The sequence below is a fragment of the Methylobacterium sp. XJLW genome (assembly GCF_003254375.1).
Taxonomy (GTDB): domain Bacteria; phylum Pseudomonadota; class Alphaproteobacteria; order Rhizobiales; family Beijerinckiaceae; genus Methylobacterium; species Methylobacterium fujisawaense.
The window spans coordinates 5731941-5748181 of record NZ_CP016429.1; the positions used below are offsets into that span (position 1 = coordinate 5731941).

Consider the following 16241-nt stretch of genomic DNA (forward strand, 5'->3'; position numbering starts at 1 on the left):
TCAGCGGGAAGTGTCGCGCCGTCTTGCCCCCGGGCGGCGCCGGGCCAGGCCCGTCGCAGGCAAGGAAGAGATCAAGAATGTTCGACGTTCAACGCGAAGAGCTGATGTGGGGCGACCGCAAGCTCGTCCTCGAGACCGGCAAGGTCGCCCGTCAGGCCGACGGCGCCGTGGTCGCCACCTACGGCGAGACCTCGGTGCTCGCCACCGTGGTCGCCACGAAGGAGCCCAAGCCCGGCATCGACTTCATGCCGCTCACCGTGAACTACCAGGAGCGGGCCTACGCGGCCGGCCGCATCCCCGGCGGCTACTTCAAGCGCGAGGGCCGTCCCTCCGAGAAGGAGACCCTGGTCTCCCGCCTGATCGACCGCCCGATCCGTCCGCTCTTCGTCGAGGGCTGGCGCAACGACACGCAGGTCGTCGTCACCGTCCTGACCCACGACCTCGAGAACGATCCCGACATCGTCGCCATGGTGGCGGCTTCCGCGGCCCTGACCCTGTCGGGCGTCCCGTTCATGGGCCCGATCGGCGGCGCCCGCGTCGGCTACATCAACGGCGGCTACCGGCTGAACCCGCTGGTCACCGAGACCAAGGAGGAATCCAGCCTCGATCTCGTCGTCGCCGGCACGCAGGACGCGGTGCTGATGGTCGAGTCGGAGGCTAAGGAGCTCTCCGAGGACGTGATGCTCGGCGCCGTCATGTTCGGCCACAAGCATTTCCAGCCGGTGATCGAGGCGATCATCCGCCTGGCCGAGAAGGCCGCCAAGGAGCCGCGCGACTTCAAGGCCCCCGAGAACGCCGACGTCGAGAAGGCGGTCCTGGAGATCTGCGAGACGGAGCTGCGCGCCGCCTACACCAAGACCGTCAAGCAGGAGCGCTACGCCGCCGTCGACGCCGTGAAGGCGAAGGTGATGGCCGCCCTCTGCCCCGAGGGTGCCGAGAAGTTCCCGGCCGAGAAGGTCAAGGCCGCCTTCAAGGAAGCCCAGTCGAAGGTCGTGCGCTGGAACGTGCTCGACACCGGCTCGCGCATCGACGGCCGTGACCTGAAGACGGTCCGCCCGATCGTCTCCGAGGTCGGCGTCCTGCCCCGCGCCCACGGCTCGTCGCTGTTCACCCGCGGCGAGACCCAGGCCCTCGTGGTCGCCACGCTCGGCACCGGTGAGGACGAGCAGTTCATCGACTCGCTGGAAGGCACCTACAAGGAGCGCTTCCTGCTTCACTACAACTTCCCTCCCTATTCCGTCGGCGAGACCGGCCGGATGGGCTCCCCCGGCCGTCGCGAGATCGGCCACGGCAAGCTGGCGTGGCGGGCGATCCGCCCGGTCCTGCCGCCGGCCCACGAGTTCCCCTACACGATCCGCGTCGTGTCGGAGATCACCGAGTCGAACGGCTCGTCCTCGATGGCCTCGGTCTGCGGCGGCTCGCTGTCGCTGATGGACGCGGGCGTGCCCCTGCGCCGTCCCGTGGCCGGCATCGCCATGGGCCTCATCCTTGAGGGTGAGCGCTTCGCGGTCCTGTCCGACATCCTGGGCGACGAGGATCATCTCGGCGACATGGACTTCAAGGTGGCCGGCACGGACGAGGGCGTGACCTCGCTCCAGATGGACATCAAGATCGCCGGCATCACCGAGGAGATCATGCGGGTCGCCCTCGATCAGGCGAAGGACGGGCGCGCCCACATCCTGGCCGAGATGGCCAAGGCGTTGACCGCTGCCCGTCCGGAGCTCGGCGAGTACGCGCCGCGCATCGAGACGATGCAGATCCCGACCGACAAGATCCGCGACGTGATCGGCACCGGCGGCAAGGTGATCCGCGAGATCGTCGAGAAGACCGGCGCCAAGATCAACATCGAGGATACCGGCATCGTCAAGATCGCCTCGGCCGACGGCAAGGCGATCAAGGCGGCCTACAACTGGATCCGCTCGATCGTGGCGGAGCCGGAGGTCGGCGTGATCTACGACGGCACGATCGTGAAGTGCATGGAGTTCGGTGCCTTCGTGAACTTCTTCGGCGCCAAGGACGGCCTCGTCCACATCTCGGAACTCGCCGCCCAGCGGGTCGCCAAGGTGCAGGACGTCGTCAAGGAGGGCGACAAGGTCAAGGTGAAGTTCCTCGGTCAGGACGACCGCGGCAAGATCCGCCTGTCCATGAAGGTCGTCGATCAGCAGACCGGCGAGGACATCACCGAGAAGGTGAAGGCCGAGCGCGATTCCAGCCGCGGCGAGCGGGACGGCGAGTCCCGCGAGCCCCGCGAGGGCGGCCGCCACCGCGGCGAGCGCCGCCGCGAGGCGGGCGAGTAAGCGCGCGCACGCACCCCGTGCGGGCTTCGGCCGGCGCGGGATGGTTCAGATGGGCGCGGTCCTTCGGGGCCGCGCCCTTTTTCATGGCGCATCGCCCCGCCTCCGCCCGGAGCGGTGCCCCCTCCCTCATCGCGGGCGCGTCGCCGTACACCCGCACGGAGACTGCCCGGTTCGACCGCATGGGGGCGGCGATGGGTGGCTTCGCGACGGTTCGCGTCCCGGCGGCACAGGCACCGAAGCGGACGTTGCTGCCACGCCTGCGCATGACCTGTCTTGGCGATCAGCGCCCGTCGCTCGTCATCTCGCGAGTGGGGCGACGGCCCAAGCCGTTCCGGGTTTCAGGACATCGCGCGTCTGCGCGATCCACGCGGACAAGGGCGCCAGCCGAAGGCCAAACGGCGGATACAGGCCCTGCGCCTCCGATGTGTAAGAGGCCTGATCGACGGCGACCGGTGATCCGCGAGGGCGATCACCCAGTCCGGAGGACACGCATGCGCGGCCTCCGCGAGGTGCCGCAGCACGGCCCGCGGAGTCTGCGGCCCGGCGGGCGGTCCACGGTGTCGTCGAGCACCCGCAGCCTCGCCTCGGCGGGTCACGGGCCGGCGCAGCGCTAGGGCGCCGCGCTGGAACACCGGAAGCGTAAGCGAGGACCAGGATCGCCGCCGCGTCCGACACCCTGCGCGACGGGTCCGGCGGCATCCGCGGCCGCCCCGTCCGACGGCGAAGGGAACGCAGCCGGCGCGCCCGCGTTCGACCGGCGACCTTCACAACAGGGATCCGTCCATGGCCAACGACATGATGCACGACATCTTCAGCGGGGAGCCGAACATCTCCACCACCGAGCGCGCTGTCTCGGTGGCTCTCGGACTCGGGATCGCGGCCGTGGCCGCGCAGCCGCGGCCCAACAAGCTTTTGAGCCTGCTGGCGCTCGTCGTCGGCGTCGGCCTGGCGGTGCGTGGCGCGACCGGCCACTGCGCCGTGAAGGCCGCCTCCGAGCATTTCTGAGCGCGCAGGCCGATCGGACGACAAAGAAAAAGGGGCGCCCCGCGGGGCGCCCCTCATCGTTTCCGGGTCGGCCGGAAGGATCAGTAGGTGGTGGTGCGGCGGCCGGCGATCATGCCGTAGATGAACAGAACCACCACGGCTCCCACGATGGCGCCGATGAAGCCCGCTCCCTGGTTCGGCCCGTACCAGCCCACGGCCTGGCCGAGGAACGTCGCCACGAAGGCGCCGACGATGCCGAGGATCGTCGTGAGGATGAAGCCCGCCGGCTCATTCGGTCCCGGCATGAGAAACTTGGCGATGACGCCCGCGAGGAAACCGATGATGATGGTCCAGAGGATACCCATGACAAACCCCAAAGCATGACTGTCGATGGCGGCAGAACGCTTCGAGACCCGCGACGGTTGCCCGCACCCTGCCCCGCGGTGACGATTTTCCGCGTGTTCCAGCGGTGCGTGCGTGTGTGGCCCTTTACGGCCGGGTGGGTGCGACGGCAGATACGCCGGTTATCAAGGTTGTGGAGGCGGGTATGGACATTCAGCGGATCGAGCCGGGCAAGCGGATGTCGCAGGCCGTCGTCTTCGGCGACATGGTCTATCTCGCCGGTCAGGTCGCGTCCGACACGGTCGGCACCGGGGTGACGATCCAGACCCAGCAGATCCTGTCGGAGATCGACCGTCTCCTGGCCGCCGCCGGCAGCGACAAGGCGCGCATCCTCGCGGCCACGATCTACCTCGCCGACATCGCGACCTTCGCGGAGATGAACGCCGCGTGGGATGCCTGGGTCTCCCCGGAGAACCCGCCGGCGCGCGCCACCGTCGAGGCCAAGCTCGCGGCGCCCGAGTACCTCGTGGAGATCGTGATCGTGGCCGCGAAGAGCCGATGAGCGGCCGCCGTCGCTCGGTGCTGGCGGCCGCCGCGGCCGCCCTGCTGGGAGGCGTCCTGGCGGCCCTGCCCCTCGTGCCGCCCGCCCCGGCCGCCGAGGAGCGGGTCGTCAACATCTACAATTGGTCGGATTACATCGACCCGAAGGTGCTCGAGGCCTTCACCCGCGAGACCGGCATCAAGGTCGTCTACGACACCTACGACAACAACGAGATCCTGGAGACCAAGCTGCTCGCCGGCCGGTCCGGCTACGACATCGTCGTGCCGTCGGGGCCCTACCTGCAGCGGCTGATCCGGGCCGGCGCCTTCCTGCCGCTGGACAAGTCCAAGCTCAAGAACCTCGGCAATCTCTGGCCGGAGGTCACCAGCCGGCTGGCGGCCTACGACCCCGGCAACACCTATGCCGTCGACTACATGTGGGGCACGACCGGCATCGGCTACAACGTCGCCGCCGTCCGCGAGCGGCTGGGTCCCAATGCGCCGCTGAACTCTTGGGGCGTCGTCCTCAATCCCGCTTCGGCGAACAAGCTGAAGGAGTGCGGGATCATGATGCTCGACAGCCCCGAGGATCTGATCCCCAGCCTGCTCCCGGTCTTCGGCGCCAAGGCGGATTCGAAGCGCTGGGACGACCTGACCCTGGTGACCGACGCCCTCTACAAGGTGCGCGGCGCCGTGCGGAAGTTCCACTCGTCGGAATACATCCAGGCGCTGGCCAACGGCGATATCTGCCTGGCGGTGGGCTATTCCGGCGACATCATGCAGGCCAAGCGCCGGGCCGAGGAGGCCAAGAACGGGATCGACATCGCCTACGTGGTGCCGAAAGAGGGCGCGCTGATGTGGTTCGACACCTTCGCGATCCCGAAGGATGCCGCCCACCCGGCCGAGGCCCTGGCCTTCATCGACTACATGATGCGGCCCGATGTGGCGGCGGCCAACACCAACTTCGTGTCCTATGCCAGCGGCAACCTCGCGGCGAAGAAATTCGTGAAGCCCGAGATCCTGAACAATACCGGCATCTACCCGGACGAGGCGACGATGCAGCGCCTGTCGATCAACACCGCCTGGGACGACCGTACCCAGCGCTTCGTCACCCGGCTCTGGACCCGGGTCCGCACCGGGCGCTGACGGGCGAGAGCCGGGGGGGCGTGTGCCTCTCGGCCCCCCGCCGATGCGATGTCCCGCGGGGGCTTCGCGGCGGATCGGACGGATCGCGCGTGGCCGGCCCGGGCATGCCTTGGCCGCGCTGACGCGTCGGACCCTGTGGATGCCCCGTCAGCACGCCTCGTCCAGCGGGATGTCGTGATTGATCAGCCAAGTGCGGACGGCGGAGCGGGTCTGCCGCGCGGCATCGTTCAGCAGATGATCGGGCGTCGTGAAGAAATACGGCTGGAATGTCTTCTGCTGTGCATTGCGCAGCGTCGGGTCGAGGCCGGCCTGAAGCAGCCTCAGCACCCACGGATTGGCCGCACCGACCTGCGCTGCCAGATGGAGCAGGGAATTGCCGGTGTCATCGACCCGGTTCGGATCCGCGCCGGCCTGCAGCAGCGACGCAATCTGTGCCTCCCGGCGATTCTGGACTGCACGGAACAGGGGCGTCCAGTGACGGGGCACGCTCACGGGATCGACCGGCGCGCCGTGCCGCAGCAGGATCTCCAGATAGTGCGGATCCTCGACCATCGCCGCCATGTGCATGACGGTCTCTTGGTCGAGGCCCGGTTCGGACGGGTCGGCGCCGGCCTCGAGAAGCGCGGACACTGCGCGCGGCTGCCCGTTCCAGATTGCCCATTCGAGGAGGGTCATGTTCTGGTCGCCGCGGTCGGACAGGTTCACGCCCGGGGCCAGCGCGGCGATGCCGGCGAGATCGCCGCGGGCGACGGCGGCGGCGATGGGCGCAAGGTGCAGCCCTCGGAACGGGTCCCTGTGATGCCCCATCGGTATGGACATGACCGATCGCTCCCCGGCGCCCCGTGATTCGGCGCTGTGTGACGCGGTCCATGTGATCGGAAAGGACAGGGCCCCTGCAAGGCCCGCTGCCGGGGACAAGCGCAGGCGTTCGGCAGCCTCGCTTCTCCCGCCCGCATCGTCCGGGACAGTGCCGCGGGCGGCCGTCACAGGCCGCCCGCGGCGATGCTCAGGTAAGATGAAACGGGCGATCTAGTGCTTCAGATCGTCCGGGACCTTGCCGCCGTTCTCGGCGAGCTTCTGCATGACCTGCTTGTGCAGCCAGATGTTCATGCTGGCCGAATCGTCCTTGTCGCCGGTGTAGTGCAGCTCGTCGGCGAGCTGCTTGCGCGAGGCGAGACCGGAATCGAGGCCCAGCAGCTTCATCAGGTCGACGATCGAGTGGCGCCAGTCGAGCTTCTGCGGGTTCTTCTCGGCGAGGCCGGTGAGGACCGCCGCGACGTCCACGGGTTCGCCGCCGGCGGTGCCGGGGGCCGACGGGGTGGACGGGGCGCTCGTGCCGGTCGTGCCGCCGGAGGGGGCGGGGGCCGCGTCCGCGCTACCCCCGCCGAACGGATGGAGGATTTTGCTGACGATGCTGCCGAGAAGGCTCATGGATCCGCTCCGATGATCGAGGCCCGATCTCCGCACCGGGCGGCCATTCAACTGGCTGTGAGGCCGGGCGTTCCGAGACTCGGCGGGGGCCGGGCGATCAGATCGGCTTAAAGAGGGCGCCGACGAGCGCGGCCCGCTCCTGCGCGAGCGTGCCATGCGGGCCCGGTTGGCCGGCGCGGCCGTACCAGTAGCGCGCATTGCCGTCATCGCCCTCGATCCGGTGGAGATGGGCGTGCACCCAGGCGGCATCGGGCCCGGCGGCGTCCTGAACGAGGCGGTGGGCCCGGTCCCAGGCGGCAGAGGCGGGTCCGGACGGATCGTGGGCGAGCCACCAGAGCGCGGCGAGCGGTGCGGGCCAGCCGGGCGGCGGCTCGGGCGCCGAGAGTGTCGCGGTGAAGGCGGCGGGCAGGCTCTCGGTCACGGCTCTCTCCCTCCCGTGCCGGTTCAGCGGCCGGCGGCGCGCTCCGGCAGCCAGCGGCCGCGGCGCTGGCGGGCGGACCACGCGTAGCGGGCATCGCCGTCGAGGCAGTCGAGATGGTCGGCGAGGCGGTTGCGTTCAAGCCAGGACAAGGCCGCCTCCAACTCGGGCAGGGTCATGGTCGCACGCCCCTTGCCGAGGACGCGCTTGAGCACGGCGTTGTACCGGTGGGCGAGGTTGCCGCCGCGGGGCACCCGCAGGGACGTCTCGTCCTCGACCGCCTGGGCCGCCACCGCGGCGGCGAGCCGCTGGCGCAGGGTCCGCTCGGTGATGGACGGCGGTTCGGGCGCGGGTATCGTGGGGACAGGCTCGGGCAGGCGGGGGCGCAGCAGGGCGTAGCGCAGCCCGATCGCGTTGCTCTCCAGGGGCGTGATCCCGGCCGGCTCGTCGTCGCGCCAGCGGGTCCGCTCGGGCACGATGGCGCTCGCCGGCCGCTCGCGGGGCGGCCGCACGCTGCTGCCCTGCTCGGTCTCCAGTTCCAGGCGGAACCGGGCGAAGAGCGGGTCGTCGGGGTGGAAGATCAGGGCCTGCTGCCCGTCGTAGGGGCCCGCATGCGGATCGACCCGGGTGGCCCGGGCGAGCATCTGCTCCAGCCAGGGCCGCGAGCGGATATGGGTCAGCGCCGCGACCACCGCGACCTCGGGGGCGTCGAGGCCCTCATACGCCATGGCCACCGTCACCAGCACGGCCGGTTCCGGCGTGAGCCGGAACGCGGCGAGCGCCGCGTGGGCGTCGCCCTGGCCGGAGGTCGCGAGCCGGACGTCGCGCTCGCCCTGCCCGGCCGGCATCCAGTCCCGCAGGGTGGCGAGGTAGGCCCGCGCGCTCGCCTGATCGGGCGCCACCACGAGGAGCTTGCCGAGTCCCCGGGCCGGCTCGCCGGGCGGGAGATCCCGCTCGGCCCGGCGCCGGGCACGCAGGCGCTTCGTGGCGAAGAAGGCCTCGCTCAGCAGGTCGCGGGCGAAGCCGGTCCGCAGGGCGGTGAACAGGGCCGGCCGGGTGGTGATCCGGACCGAGCCCGCACCCAGCCGGTGCGGGCCGACCCGCGGACTGTCGCCGGCGATCCGGCCGCCCTCCAGCCAGCTGGCCTCGCCGTCGATGGCGCCGAAGGTCACCGGCAGCACCGCCCGCTCGGCCAGCGCCTGCGCCCGCGAATAGCCGATCACCGCGAGGCCGGGCGCGTCGAGGTCGAGATCCGGCCCGCGGCCGGGCGCGGCGGGCTGATAGGGCAGGCCGAGGATGCGTCGCCCGTCCGCGCGCTCCAGCGTCCCGGACAGGTAGAGGCGAACGGTCGCTGCCTCCATGACGGGCAGCATCGCGCGGGACCACGCCCCCGCTTCCGCGTCCTCGGCGGCGTTCTCATCGGCGCCGGGCCGTCCGGGCACCGGCAGGTGATGGACCTCATCGACGACCAGCAGGGTCCGGTGCGCCCGGGCTTCCGCGAGGTGGAGCGCCGGGGCGGCGGCGACCGCCTGATAGGTGGTGACGTAGCCGGCCAGACCCCGCGCCGGGTCGCGCTCGTTGTCCGCCGCCCGCACGCTGAGGGCGTGCCCGAACGCGGCGCGCCAGAGTGGGTCGGCGAAAGCCTCCTCCGCCTGCAATCGCAGGGAATCCCGCGGCACCACCCAGACCACGCGCTCGACGAGCCCGGCGGCGATCAGCCCGTGCGCGGCGATCACCGGCAGCAGCGACTTGCCGCCGCCCGGCGTCACCGCGGCCAGGATCTTCCGGACATGGGCCGCCTCGCCGCGCGCCATGGCCGCGACCAGGGCCATCAGCGTGCGCTGGTGGGACCGCAGAGACGGGGCGGGGCGGGTCAAGGGCCGGCGAAGCAGGATGACATCCGCGCACCGTGGCCGATCCGGATTCCTTTGTGAATCCCTGGAGTCGCGGAACGTTCGCGTTTTCGTCCCCCTCCCCGAGGGGCGGACAGGGAGGCGCTCGCGCGGTGCGATCGATCGAAACCGCACCGCTCTCCACGGTTGCCGCACGCGCCAACGCGGATCAGCTCACCATAAGCGTTGACACCCGGCCGCCCCCTCACCATAAGGGCGCCGCGGGTGAGAAACCTGCCTTGGGGGAATGTCCCGAGCGGCAAAGGGGGCGGACTGTAAATCCGCTGCGTAAGCTTCGTAGGTTCGAGTCCTACTTCCCCCACCAAGTTCTTCCCGGTCCCATCAGCCCTGTTTCGCCAATGCGGCCTCGATGCGCGCGGCTGCGGCGGCGGAGAATCCCTTCCCTTCGAGCCCCTGTCCTGCGGCCGCTTGGCCCGTGAGCGTGCGGCGCTTACCCTTCGGCAGATGCGCCTGCCGAAGGGCGTGGGCGTCCCGATGGCTGGCATGGGTGATGGCGATGGCCAGCGCGTCGGCGGCGTCCGCCACGCGGAACTCGGCCTTCGGCAGGAGGAAGCGTACCATCGCCTGGATCTGTACCTTCTCGGCGTGACCGGAGCCCGCCACGGTCTTCTTGATCAGGTTCGCGGCGTATTCGAACACGGGCAGGCCGGCGAGGGCCGGCACCACCAGCGCCATCGCCCGGGCGTGACCCAGCTTGAGCGTCGCCTGCGCGTCCTTGTTGACGAAGGTCTCCTCCACGGCGACCTCGTCGGGCCGCACGGTCTCGACGATGCGGCTGATCCCCTCGAACAGCTCGCGCAGGCGCAGGGCCAGCGGCAGGTCGCCGTCCGAGGTCACGACGCCGCAATCGCCGTAGGTGAGCTTCGTGCCCTGCGCGGTGATCAGGCCCCAGCCGGTGCGGCGCAGGCCGGGATCGATGCCGAGGATGCGGATGGGGGTTGTCATGGGGCTCCACGGCTCGGTGAACGGCCCGAGGCTGCCGTACGTATCGTGAACGCCCGGTTTCACCAAGGCAGGGTCTTAAGCTCCCAGCAAGGATGATCCGGTCGAGTGGCACCATGAGCGCGCACGAAACCGAAGGCGATCGGCTGCTGTTTCCGGGCGATGCCCGCCTCCGCGCGGCCGTCCAGGCCTGGATCGAGGGGCTGGCCCGCGAGCGGCGAATGTCGCCCAACACCGTCGAGGCTTACGGGCGTGACCTCCGTCAGTTTCTCCACCACCTCGCGTCGCGGCAGAGCACGCCGACCATCCCGATGCTCGTCGGCTTGAAGGTGCGGGACATCCGCGCCTTCATGGCGGCGCGCCGGGCCGAGGAGGTCTCCGGGCGCTCGCTGATGCGCATGCTCGCGGGCCTGCGCTCCTTCGCACGCTTCCTCGAACGCGAGGGCTTCGGCACCGTCTCGGCCCTGGGCGGCGTGCGCTCGCCCAAGGTTCCGCGGCGGCTTCCGCGACCCCTGCCCGTCAGCGCCGCCGTGGCGTTGACCGACACGGCGATTCGCGCCGGCGAGGAACGCGCGCCCTGGGTTCTCGCCCGGGATGCCGCCGTGCTGGCGCTGCTCTACGGCGCAGGCCTGCGCATCTCCGAGGCCCTCGGACTGACTCGCCGCGACGCGCCCCTGCCCGGGGTCGATCAGGTCACCGTGCTCGGCAAGGGCGGCAAGCAGCGCATGGTGCCGATCCTGCCCGTGGTGGCGCAGGCCGTGGCCGACTACCTCGCCGCCTGCCCGCTGCCGCTGCCGCCGGAGGGGCCGCTCTTCGTCGGCGCGCGCGGGGGGGCCCTGTCGCCGCGGATCATCCAGTATACGGTGGCCCGCGCGCGGGGAGCCCTCGGCCTGCCCGACAGCGCCACGCCGCACGCCCTGCGGCACTCCTTCGCCACCCATCTGCTGGCCCGCCAGGGTGAATTGCGCGCGATCCAGGAACTCCTCGGTCACGCCTCCCTGTCCACCACTCAGCTCTACACCCAGGTCGATGCCGCCCGTCTCATGAGCGCCTACGCGGCGGCCCATCCCCGGGCGGGTCGCTGATCAAGAGTGCTGGAAGTTTCGACTTCGGGGCTGTTCAACATCATCTATAGACGCGTCATCCGATCGGCTCATTGCACAACCGCGCTTTTTAAGAGCTTCGTCACGATCTTCAGCCACTATGAGCATGAACATTCGGATCGGCTTGGGCGGGCGTCATGGAGCTTGAGGACGGAGGGGCGCCGGCACGTGTCGTGATCGCGGATTGCGATCCGGGCCGGCGCCTCTCCCTGCGAGAGATCGTCCTGCGCTTCGATCCACGCGCTGTGATCGACGAGGCGACCTCCGGTCAGGCGCTCTGCGACATCCTGCTGCGTCACCGCCCGACTCTGGCCTTCGTCGGGCTTCAGCTTGACGACCTGAGCGGGCCCGAAGCCGTCGCCGTGGCGCGTCGCGCGGGTGCGGAGCCGCCCTGTCTGGTTCTGGTCGCCACCCGCGTCCTGCCGCACTGGCAGGAGATCGCCACCAGCCTCGGGGCCTACGAGGTCCTGAAGACCCCCCTCGATCCAGGCCATATCGAGCAGCTGCTCCACGCCGATGCCCGGCGCCGCGCCCCGACCCGGGCTCTGCTCGCCTGCTCGACCCCGGCGGGGCGCTCGGCCATCAGCCGCGTCGTGGCGCGCAGCGGCTTCGCCATCGACCTCGACGAGACGGATGACGGACGCCACGCCCTCAGGCAGCTGAAGTTTGCCGCCTACGACTTCGCCTTCATCGACGTGAAGCTCGGTGGCATCGACGGGCTCGAACTGGCCTGCCAGATCCAGCCCCTCAGCCTTCCGACCCGGATCACACTGTTGACGACGTCCGAGCTGGAGCCCGTCGCCCAGGCCGGCCGCTACTTCGGCGTCGATGCGGTCCTGCGAATGCCGTTCTACGCCCGCGACATTGACCTCGCCTTGCACAACGCCCTGGGCCTGCGCAGGCCCTACCTGCTCAACGCCCTGACGGCGCCGCCCGCACCGAGTGCCCTCCTGCGGATCGCCGACCTGCCGAACTCCCGGCGCAAGATCGCCTGATCCCGCCGCCGGCAGGCGGCCGCGATCTCCCAGCCTCTTTCTGAGGTGCCCGCGAAGCGGGCCTCGAAGGAGGGCTTCGGGGAGCGCGACGGTCTCCGGCGCCCTGCCTCATGGTCTGCGCTGCGCTCCGGCGACTCAGGACAAGGGGCAGTTCGGTGAGCCGCCCCTTTTGTCCCAGCCCCCCTGCGGATGGACGCTCGTGCGTCCGCCCGCCACTCAGACGTGGATCGCGCGCTTGCTCACCGCCAGGGCGGCTTCCTTGACGGCCTCGGTCAGCGTCGGATGCGCGTGGCAGGTCCGGGCGATGTCCTCCGAGGAGGCACCGAACTCCATCGCCACCGCCGCCTCGGCGATCAGGTTGCCGGCATCCGCGCCGACGATGTGCACGCCCAGCACCCGGTCGGTCTGGGCGTCGGCCAGCACCTTCACGAAGCCGTCCGTGGTGCCGTTCGCCTTGGCCCGGCCGTTGGCCGTGAAGGGGAACTTGCCGGCGTTGTAGGCGACGCCGTCCTTCTTCAACTCCTCCTCGGTCTTGCCCACCGAGGCGACCTCCGGGAACGTGTAGACCACGTTCGGGATCACGCCGTAATTCACGTGGCCGGACTGGCCGGCCAGCATCTCGGCCACCGCGACGCCCTCGTCCTCGGCCTTGTGGGCCAGCATCGGGCCGGCAATCACGTCACCGATGGCGTAGATGCCGGTGACGTTGGTGGCGTAGTGCGAGTCCGTGAGGATCCGGCCCTTGTCGTCCCGCTGGACGCCCACCGTGTCGAGGCCCAGGCCCTCCGTGTAGGGGACCCGGCCGATGCAGACGAGGACCGCGTCCGCCTGGAGCGTTTCCGCCGCGCCGCCCGCGGCCGGCTCCACGGTGACGGTCGCGCCGCCCTTCTTGCCGACCTCGACGCCGGTCACCTTGGTGGACAGCTTGAAGGCGATGCCCTGCTTGGTCAGGATCCGCTGGAACTGCTTGCCGACCTCTCCGTCCATGCCGGGCAGCACCCGGTCGAGATACTCGACCACGGTGACCTCGGAGCCGAGCCGGCGCCAGACGGAGCCCAGCTCCAGACCGATCACGCCGGCGCCGATGACCAGGAGCTTCTTCGGCACCCGGTCGAGCTCCAGGGCGCCGGTCGAGGAGACCACCACCTTCTCGTCGATGGTGACGCCGGGCAGGCGCGCCACGTCCGAGCCGGTGGCGATGACGATGCTCTTGGTCTCGAGCATCTGGTTGCCGCCATCCTCGGACACGACCTCGACCCGGCCGGCACCCGCGATCCGGCCGGTGCCGTGGAAGGTCTCGACCTTGTTCTTCTTGAGCAGGAACTCGACGCCCTTGGTGTTGCCCGCCACGCCCTCGGCCTTGAAGGCCATCATCTTCTTCAGGTCGAGCTTCGGCGTGCCGACATCGATGCCGAGATCGGCGAAATGCGTGTTGGCCTCCTCGAACGCCTCGGAGGCGTGCAGCAGGGCCTTGGACGGGATGCAGCCGACATTGAGGCAGGTGCCGCCATGGGTCGCGCGCTTCTCGACCACGGCGGTCCGCAGGCCGAGCTGCGCCGCGCGGATGGCGCACACGTAGCCGCCGGGACCGGTGCCGATGACGACGAGATCGTAGGACATGAGGCTTCGCTTCCGCTCGGTCGTGCCGCGTGTGAGACGGGCAGGGAATGTCAGGTCGGGCTGAGGCTCAGCGGCCGCCGCCGACGTCGAGGATGGCGCCCGTGGTGTAGGAGGCCTCCTCCGAGAGCAGCCACACGATCGGTGCGGCCACCTCCTCGGCGGTGCCGGCCCGCTTCATCGGGACGCCCGGGCCGAGGCGCTCCACCCGGTCCGGCTCGCCGCCGCTGGCATGGATCTCGGTGGCGATGATGCCGGGCGCCACCGCGTTGACCCGGATGCCTTCGGCGGCCACCTCCCGGGCGAGCCCGATCGTCAGCGCGTCGATGGCCCCCTTCGAGGCGGCGTAATCCACGAACTGACCGGGGCCGCCCAGCCGCGCCGCCACCGAGGACAGGTTGACGATGGCGCCCCCTGCCCCGCCGCGCTTGGTCGACATCCGCCGGACCGCCTCGCGGGCGCACAGGAAGCTGCCGACCACGTTGGTTGTCATCATCCGCTGGAGCCGGCCCTCGGTCATGTCGGCGACGTCGGACTTCACGTCGACGACGCCGGCATTGTTGACCAAAGCCGCGAGGCGCCCGAGCCCGTCGGCCGCCCTGAACAGCGCGATGACGTCGGCCTCGCTGCCGACATCGCCCTTCACGGCGAGCGCCTTGCCGCCCTTGGCGGTGATCGCGTCCACCACGGTCTTGGCTGCGGCGGCGTCCGACACGTAGCTCAGGCAGACCGCGTAGCCGCGCTCCGCGAGAAGCAGCGACACGGCCTGGCCGATGCCGCGGCTGCCGCCGGTGACGATCGCAACCCTGTTCTCAGCGCCCGACATGACGACCTCAGAGGTCCAGCACGAGCCGCGCCGGATCCTCCAGCGCCTCCTTCACCCGCACCAGGAAGGTCACGGCCTCCTTACCGTCGACGATGCGATGATCGTACGACAGCGCGAGGTACATCATCGGCCGGGCCTCGATCTTGCCGGCCCGGACCACCGGGCGCTCCTCGATGCGGTGCATGCCGAGGATGCCCGATTGCGGCGCGTTGAGGATCGGCGTCGACATCAGCGAGCCGTAGATGCCACCGTTGGTGATCGTGAAGGTGCCGCCCTGCATCTCCTCGATGGAGAGCTTGCCGTCGCGGGCCTTCTTGCCGAAGCCCGCGATTTTCTTCTCGATGCCGGCGATCGACAGGTCGTCGGCGTCGCGCACCACCGGCACGACGAGGCCCTTATCGGTCCCGACCGCGATGCCGATGTGGTAGTAGTTCTTGTAGACGAGGTCCTGCCCGTCGATCTCGGCGTTGACCGCCGGCACGTCCTTGAGGGCGCCGATCACCGCCTTGGTGAAGAAGCCCATGAAGCCGAGCTTCGTGCCGTGCTTCTTCTCGAAGATATCCTTGTACTGGCTGCGCATCGCCATCACGGCCGACATGTCGACGTCGTTGAACGTCGTCAGCATCGCCGCCGTGTCCTGCGCGTCCTTGAGGCGGCGCGCGATGGTCTGGCGCAGCTTCGTCATCCGCACGCGTTCCTCGCGCGCGGCGTCGTCCGGCGCCGAAGGCGCGCGCGGCAGGGTCGGTCGGGCCTCCTTGGCGGGCGCGGCCGACGGGCCCTTTGCGATGGCGCCGAGCATGTCGCCCTTGGTGACGCGGCCGTCCTTGCCGGAGCCACTGACCGCCGACGGGTCGACGCCGGATTCCCGGGCGAGCTTCGCCACCGCCGGGCCGTTGTCGCCCACCGGGCGCTGCTGGGCTGCCGCCGGAGCGGCAGCGTCGCCGTGGTTGCCGTAGCCGGCAGAGGATTCCTGGGCGGGCGCTTCGGCCTTCGCGGGGGCGGCGGCCTTCGGGGCCTCGCTCCGGCTCTCGGCTTTGATCTCGGCGGCCTCCTTCGGGGCCTCCTTGGGGGCGGCCTTCTTGCCGCTGCCGGCCGCGCCGGCCTCGACGATCGAGCCGAGCAGGGCGCCGGGCTCCACGGTCTCCCCATCCTTGACCAGGATCTCGCCGAGCTCGCCGGCCGCCGGGGCGTTGACCTCCAGGGTGACCTTGTCGGTCTCGAGCTCGACGATCGGCTCGTCGGCCGCGACCGTGTCGCCGGGCTTCTTGAACCAGCGGCCGATCGTGGCCTCGCTCACGGATTCGCCGAGGGTCGGGACGAGGATGTCGGTTGCCATGCTCTCTTCTGCCCCGCGGGGGGCCTCCTCTGGATGTCGGGCCGCGACGTCAGCGCCGCAGGATCAGGGATGGAACGGGCGAGACGGTGTACCGGAAGCCTGCCTGCGCCATCAGGACGGGATCTGCTTCGCCGAGCGCCTCGGCCTGGGCCGCGTCGTCGGCCTCGACCAGGGTCAGGCCCCAGGTGCCGCCGGACTCGAAGACGGGTCCGACCGCGATGGCGGCCCCTGCGGCCGCCTGCTCCATCCAGTAGCCGGAATGAGCCGAGAACAGCGCCTTCTCGGCCTCCGTCGCGTCGAACGGGAAGCTCGGGCGGGGCGGTTCCAGACGGAGCAGGAAATAAGCCATGG

The 16241-nt window shown here is 70.4% G+C and carries 16 protein-coding genes and 1 tRNA gene; 7 read left to right on the forward strand and 10 right to left on the reverse strand.

What is annotated here, in order from left to right; genetic code table 11:
- The first annotated feature begins 77 nt into the window (after positions 1-77).
- Both pnp and A3862_RS26395 read left to right on the forward strand, forming a co-directional pair.
- Positions 78-2297 carry a polyribonucleotide nucleotidyltransferase gene (gene pnp / locus A3862_RS26390; RefSeq protein ID WP_043388877.1) on the forward strand — a complete coding sequence of 740 codons (2220 nt, stop codon included), beginning with the start codon at positions 78-80 and terminating at the stop codon, positions 2295-2297.
- A 783-nt stretch (positions 2298-3080) separates the two neighbouring features.
- On the forward strand, positions 3081-3302 hold the full coding sequence (locus tag A3862_RS26395) for a YgaP family membrane protein (protein ID WP_043354986.1): 222 nt from the start codon (positions 3081-3083) through the stop codon (positions 3300-3302).
- A gap of 80 nt (positions 3303-3382) precedes the next feature.
- Here A3862_RS26395 and A3862_RS26400 read toward each other — a convergent pair whose 3' ends face one another.
- Entirely contained in the window at positions 3383-3646 is a 264-nt protein-coding gene (locus A3862_RS26400; RefSeq protein WP_043354988.1) for a GlsB/YeaQ/YmgE family stress response membrane protein, read from the reverse strand.
- A gap of 182 nt (positions 3647-3828) precedes the next feature.
- Between A3862_RS26400 and A3862_RS26405 the strand changes: the two genes are divergently transcribed.
- Together A3862_RS26405 and A3862_RS26410 are read left to right on the forward strand one after the other, a co-directional pair.
- Positions 3829-4185 carry a RidA family protein gene (locus A3862_RS26405; RefSeq protein WP_043354990.1) on the forward strand — a complete coding sequence of 119 codons (357 nt, stop codon included), beginning with the start codon at positions 3829-3831 and terminating at the stop codon, positions 4183-4185.
- Positions 4182-5309 (forward strand): polyamine ABC transporter substrate-binding protein, encoded by a 1128-nt coding sequence (locus A3862_RS26410; RefSeq protein ID WP_075379771.1) that lies wholly within the window; start codon positions 4182-4184, stop codon positions 5307-5309. Before A3862_RS26405 ends, A3862_RS26410 begins: the two co-directional genes overlap by 4 nt.
- 147 nt (positions 5310-5456) lie before the next feature.
- Here the strand turns inward: A3862_RS26410 and A3862_RS26415 are convergent, their stop codons facing one another.
- The 4 genes from A3862_RS26415 to A3862_RS26430 all read right to left on the reverse strand — a co-directional run bounded on the left by A3862_RS26415 (position 5457) and on the right by A3862_RS26430 (position 8990).
- Entirely contained in the window at positions 5457-6296 is an 840-nt protein-coding gene (locus tag A3862_RS26415) for an ankyrin repeat domain-containing protein (RefSeq protein WP_236952870.1), read from the reverse strand.
- 42 nt (positions 6297-6338) lie between these two features.
- Positions 6339-6740: a DUF3597 domain-containing protein gene (locus A3862_RS26420; protein ID WP_043388871.1), complete on the reverse strand. Its 402-nt coding sequence runs from the start codon at positions 6738-6740 to the stop codon at positions 6339-6341.
- Between the two features lie 97 nt (positions 6741-6837).
- Complete coding sequence (locus A3862_RS26425) at positions 6838-7161, reverse strand: hypothetical protein (protein WP_043388869.1); 324 nt, start codon at positions 7159-7161, stop codon at positions 6838-6840.
- A gap of 23 nt (positions 7162-7184) precedes the next feature.
- Entirely contained in the window at positions 7185-8990 is a 1806-nt protein-coding gene (locus A3862_RS26430; RefSeq protein WP_236961546.1) for a DEAD/DEAH box helicase, read from the reverse strand.
- Positions 8991-9291: 301 nt separating this feature from the next.
- Between A3862_RS26430 and A3862_RS26435 the strand changes: the two genes are divergently transcribed.
- Positions 9292-9375, forward strand: a tRNA-Tyr gene (locus tag A3862_RS26435).
- 17 nt (positions 9376-9392) lie between these two features.
- Here A3862_RS26435 and ruvC read toward each other — a convergent pair.
- Positions 9393-10016: a crossover junction endodeoxyribonuclease RuvC gene (gene ruvC / locus A3862_RS26440; protein WP_043388865.1), complete on the reverse strand. Its 624-nt coding sequence runs from the start codon at positions 10014-10016 to the stop codon at positions 9393-9395.
- A 113-nt stretch (positions 10017-10129) separates the two neighbouring features.
- Between ruvC and A3862_RS26445 the strand changes: the two genes are divergently transcribed.
- A complete protein-coding gene (locus A3862_RS26445) occupies positions 10130-11098 on the forward strand; it encodes a tyrosine recombinase XerC (protein ID WP_043388863.1) in 969 nt (322 codons plus the stop codon).
- A 155-nt stretch (positions 11099-11253) separates the two neighbouring features.
- On the forward strand, positions 11254-12111 hold the full coding sequence (locus A3862_RS26450) for a response regulator (RefSeq protein ID WP_043354938.1): 858 nt from the start codon (positions 11254-11256) through the stop codon (positions 12109-12111).
- A gap of 216 nt (positions 12112-12327) precedes the next feature.
- On the opposite strand, the gene lpdA is transcribed toward A3862_RS26450, so the two are convergent.
- The 4 genes from lpdA to A3862_RS26470 form a co-directional block, all read right to left on the reverse strand.
- Positions 12328-13731 carry a dihydrolipoyl dehydrogenase gene (gene lpdA / locus A3862_RS26455; RefSeq protein ID WP_043756043.1) on the reverse strand — a complete coding sequence of 468 codons (1404 nt, stop codon included), beginning with the start codon at positions 13729-13731 and terminating at the stop codon, positions 12328-12330.
- A 67-nt stretch (positions 13732-13798) separates the two neighbouring features.
- Positions 13799-14554, reverse strand: coding sequence for an SDR family oxidoreductase (locus tag A3862_RS26460; RefSeq protein WP_043756041.1), 756 nt, complete (start codon positions 14552-14554; stop codon positions 13799-13801).
- Positions 14555-14561: 7 nt separating this feature from the next.
- On the reverse strand, positions 14562-15890 hold the full coding sequence (odhB, locus tag A3862_RS26465) for a 2-oxoglutarate dehydrogenase complex dihydrolipoyllysine-residue succinyltransferase (protein WP_043354944.1): 1329 nt from the start codon (positions 15888-15890) through the stop codon (positions 14562-14564).
- A gap of 49 nt (positions 15891-15939) precedes the next feature.
- Entirely contained in the window at positions 15940-16239 is a 300-nt protein-coding gene (locus A3862_RS26470; RefSeq protein ID WP_043756039.1) for a YciI family protein, read from the reverse strand.
- Positions 16240-16241 lie beyond the last annotated feature (2 nt).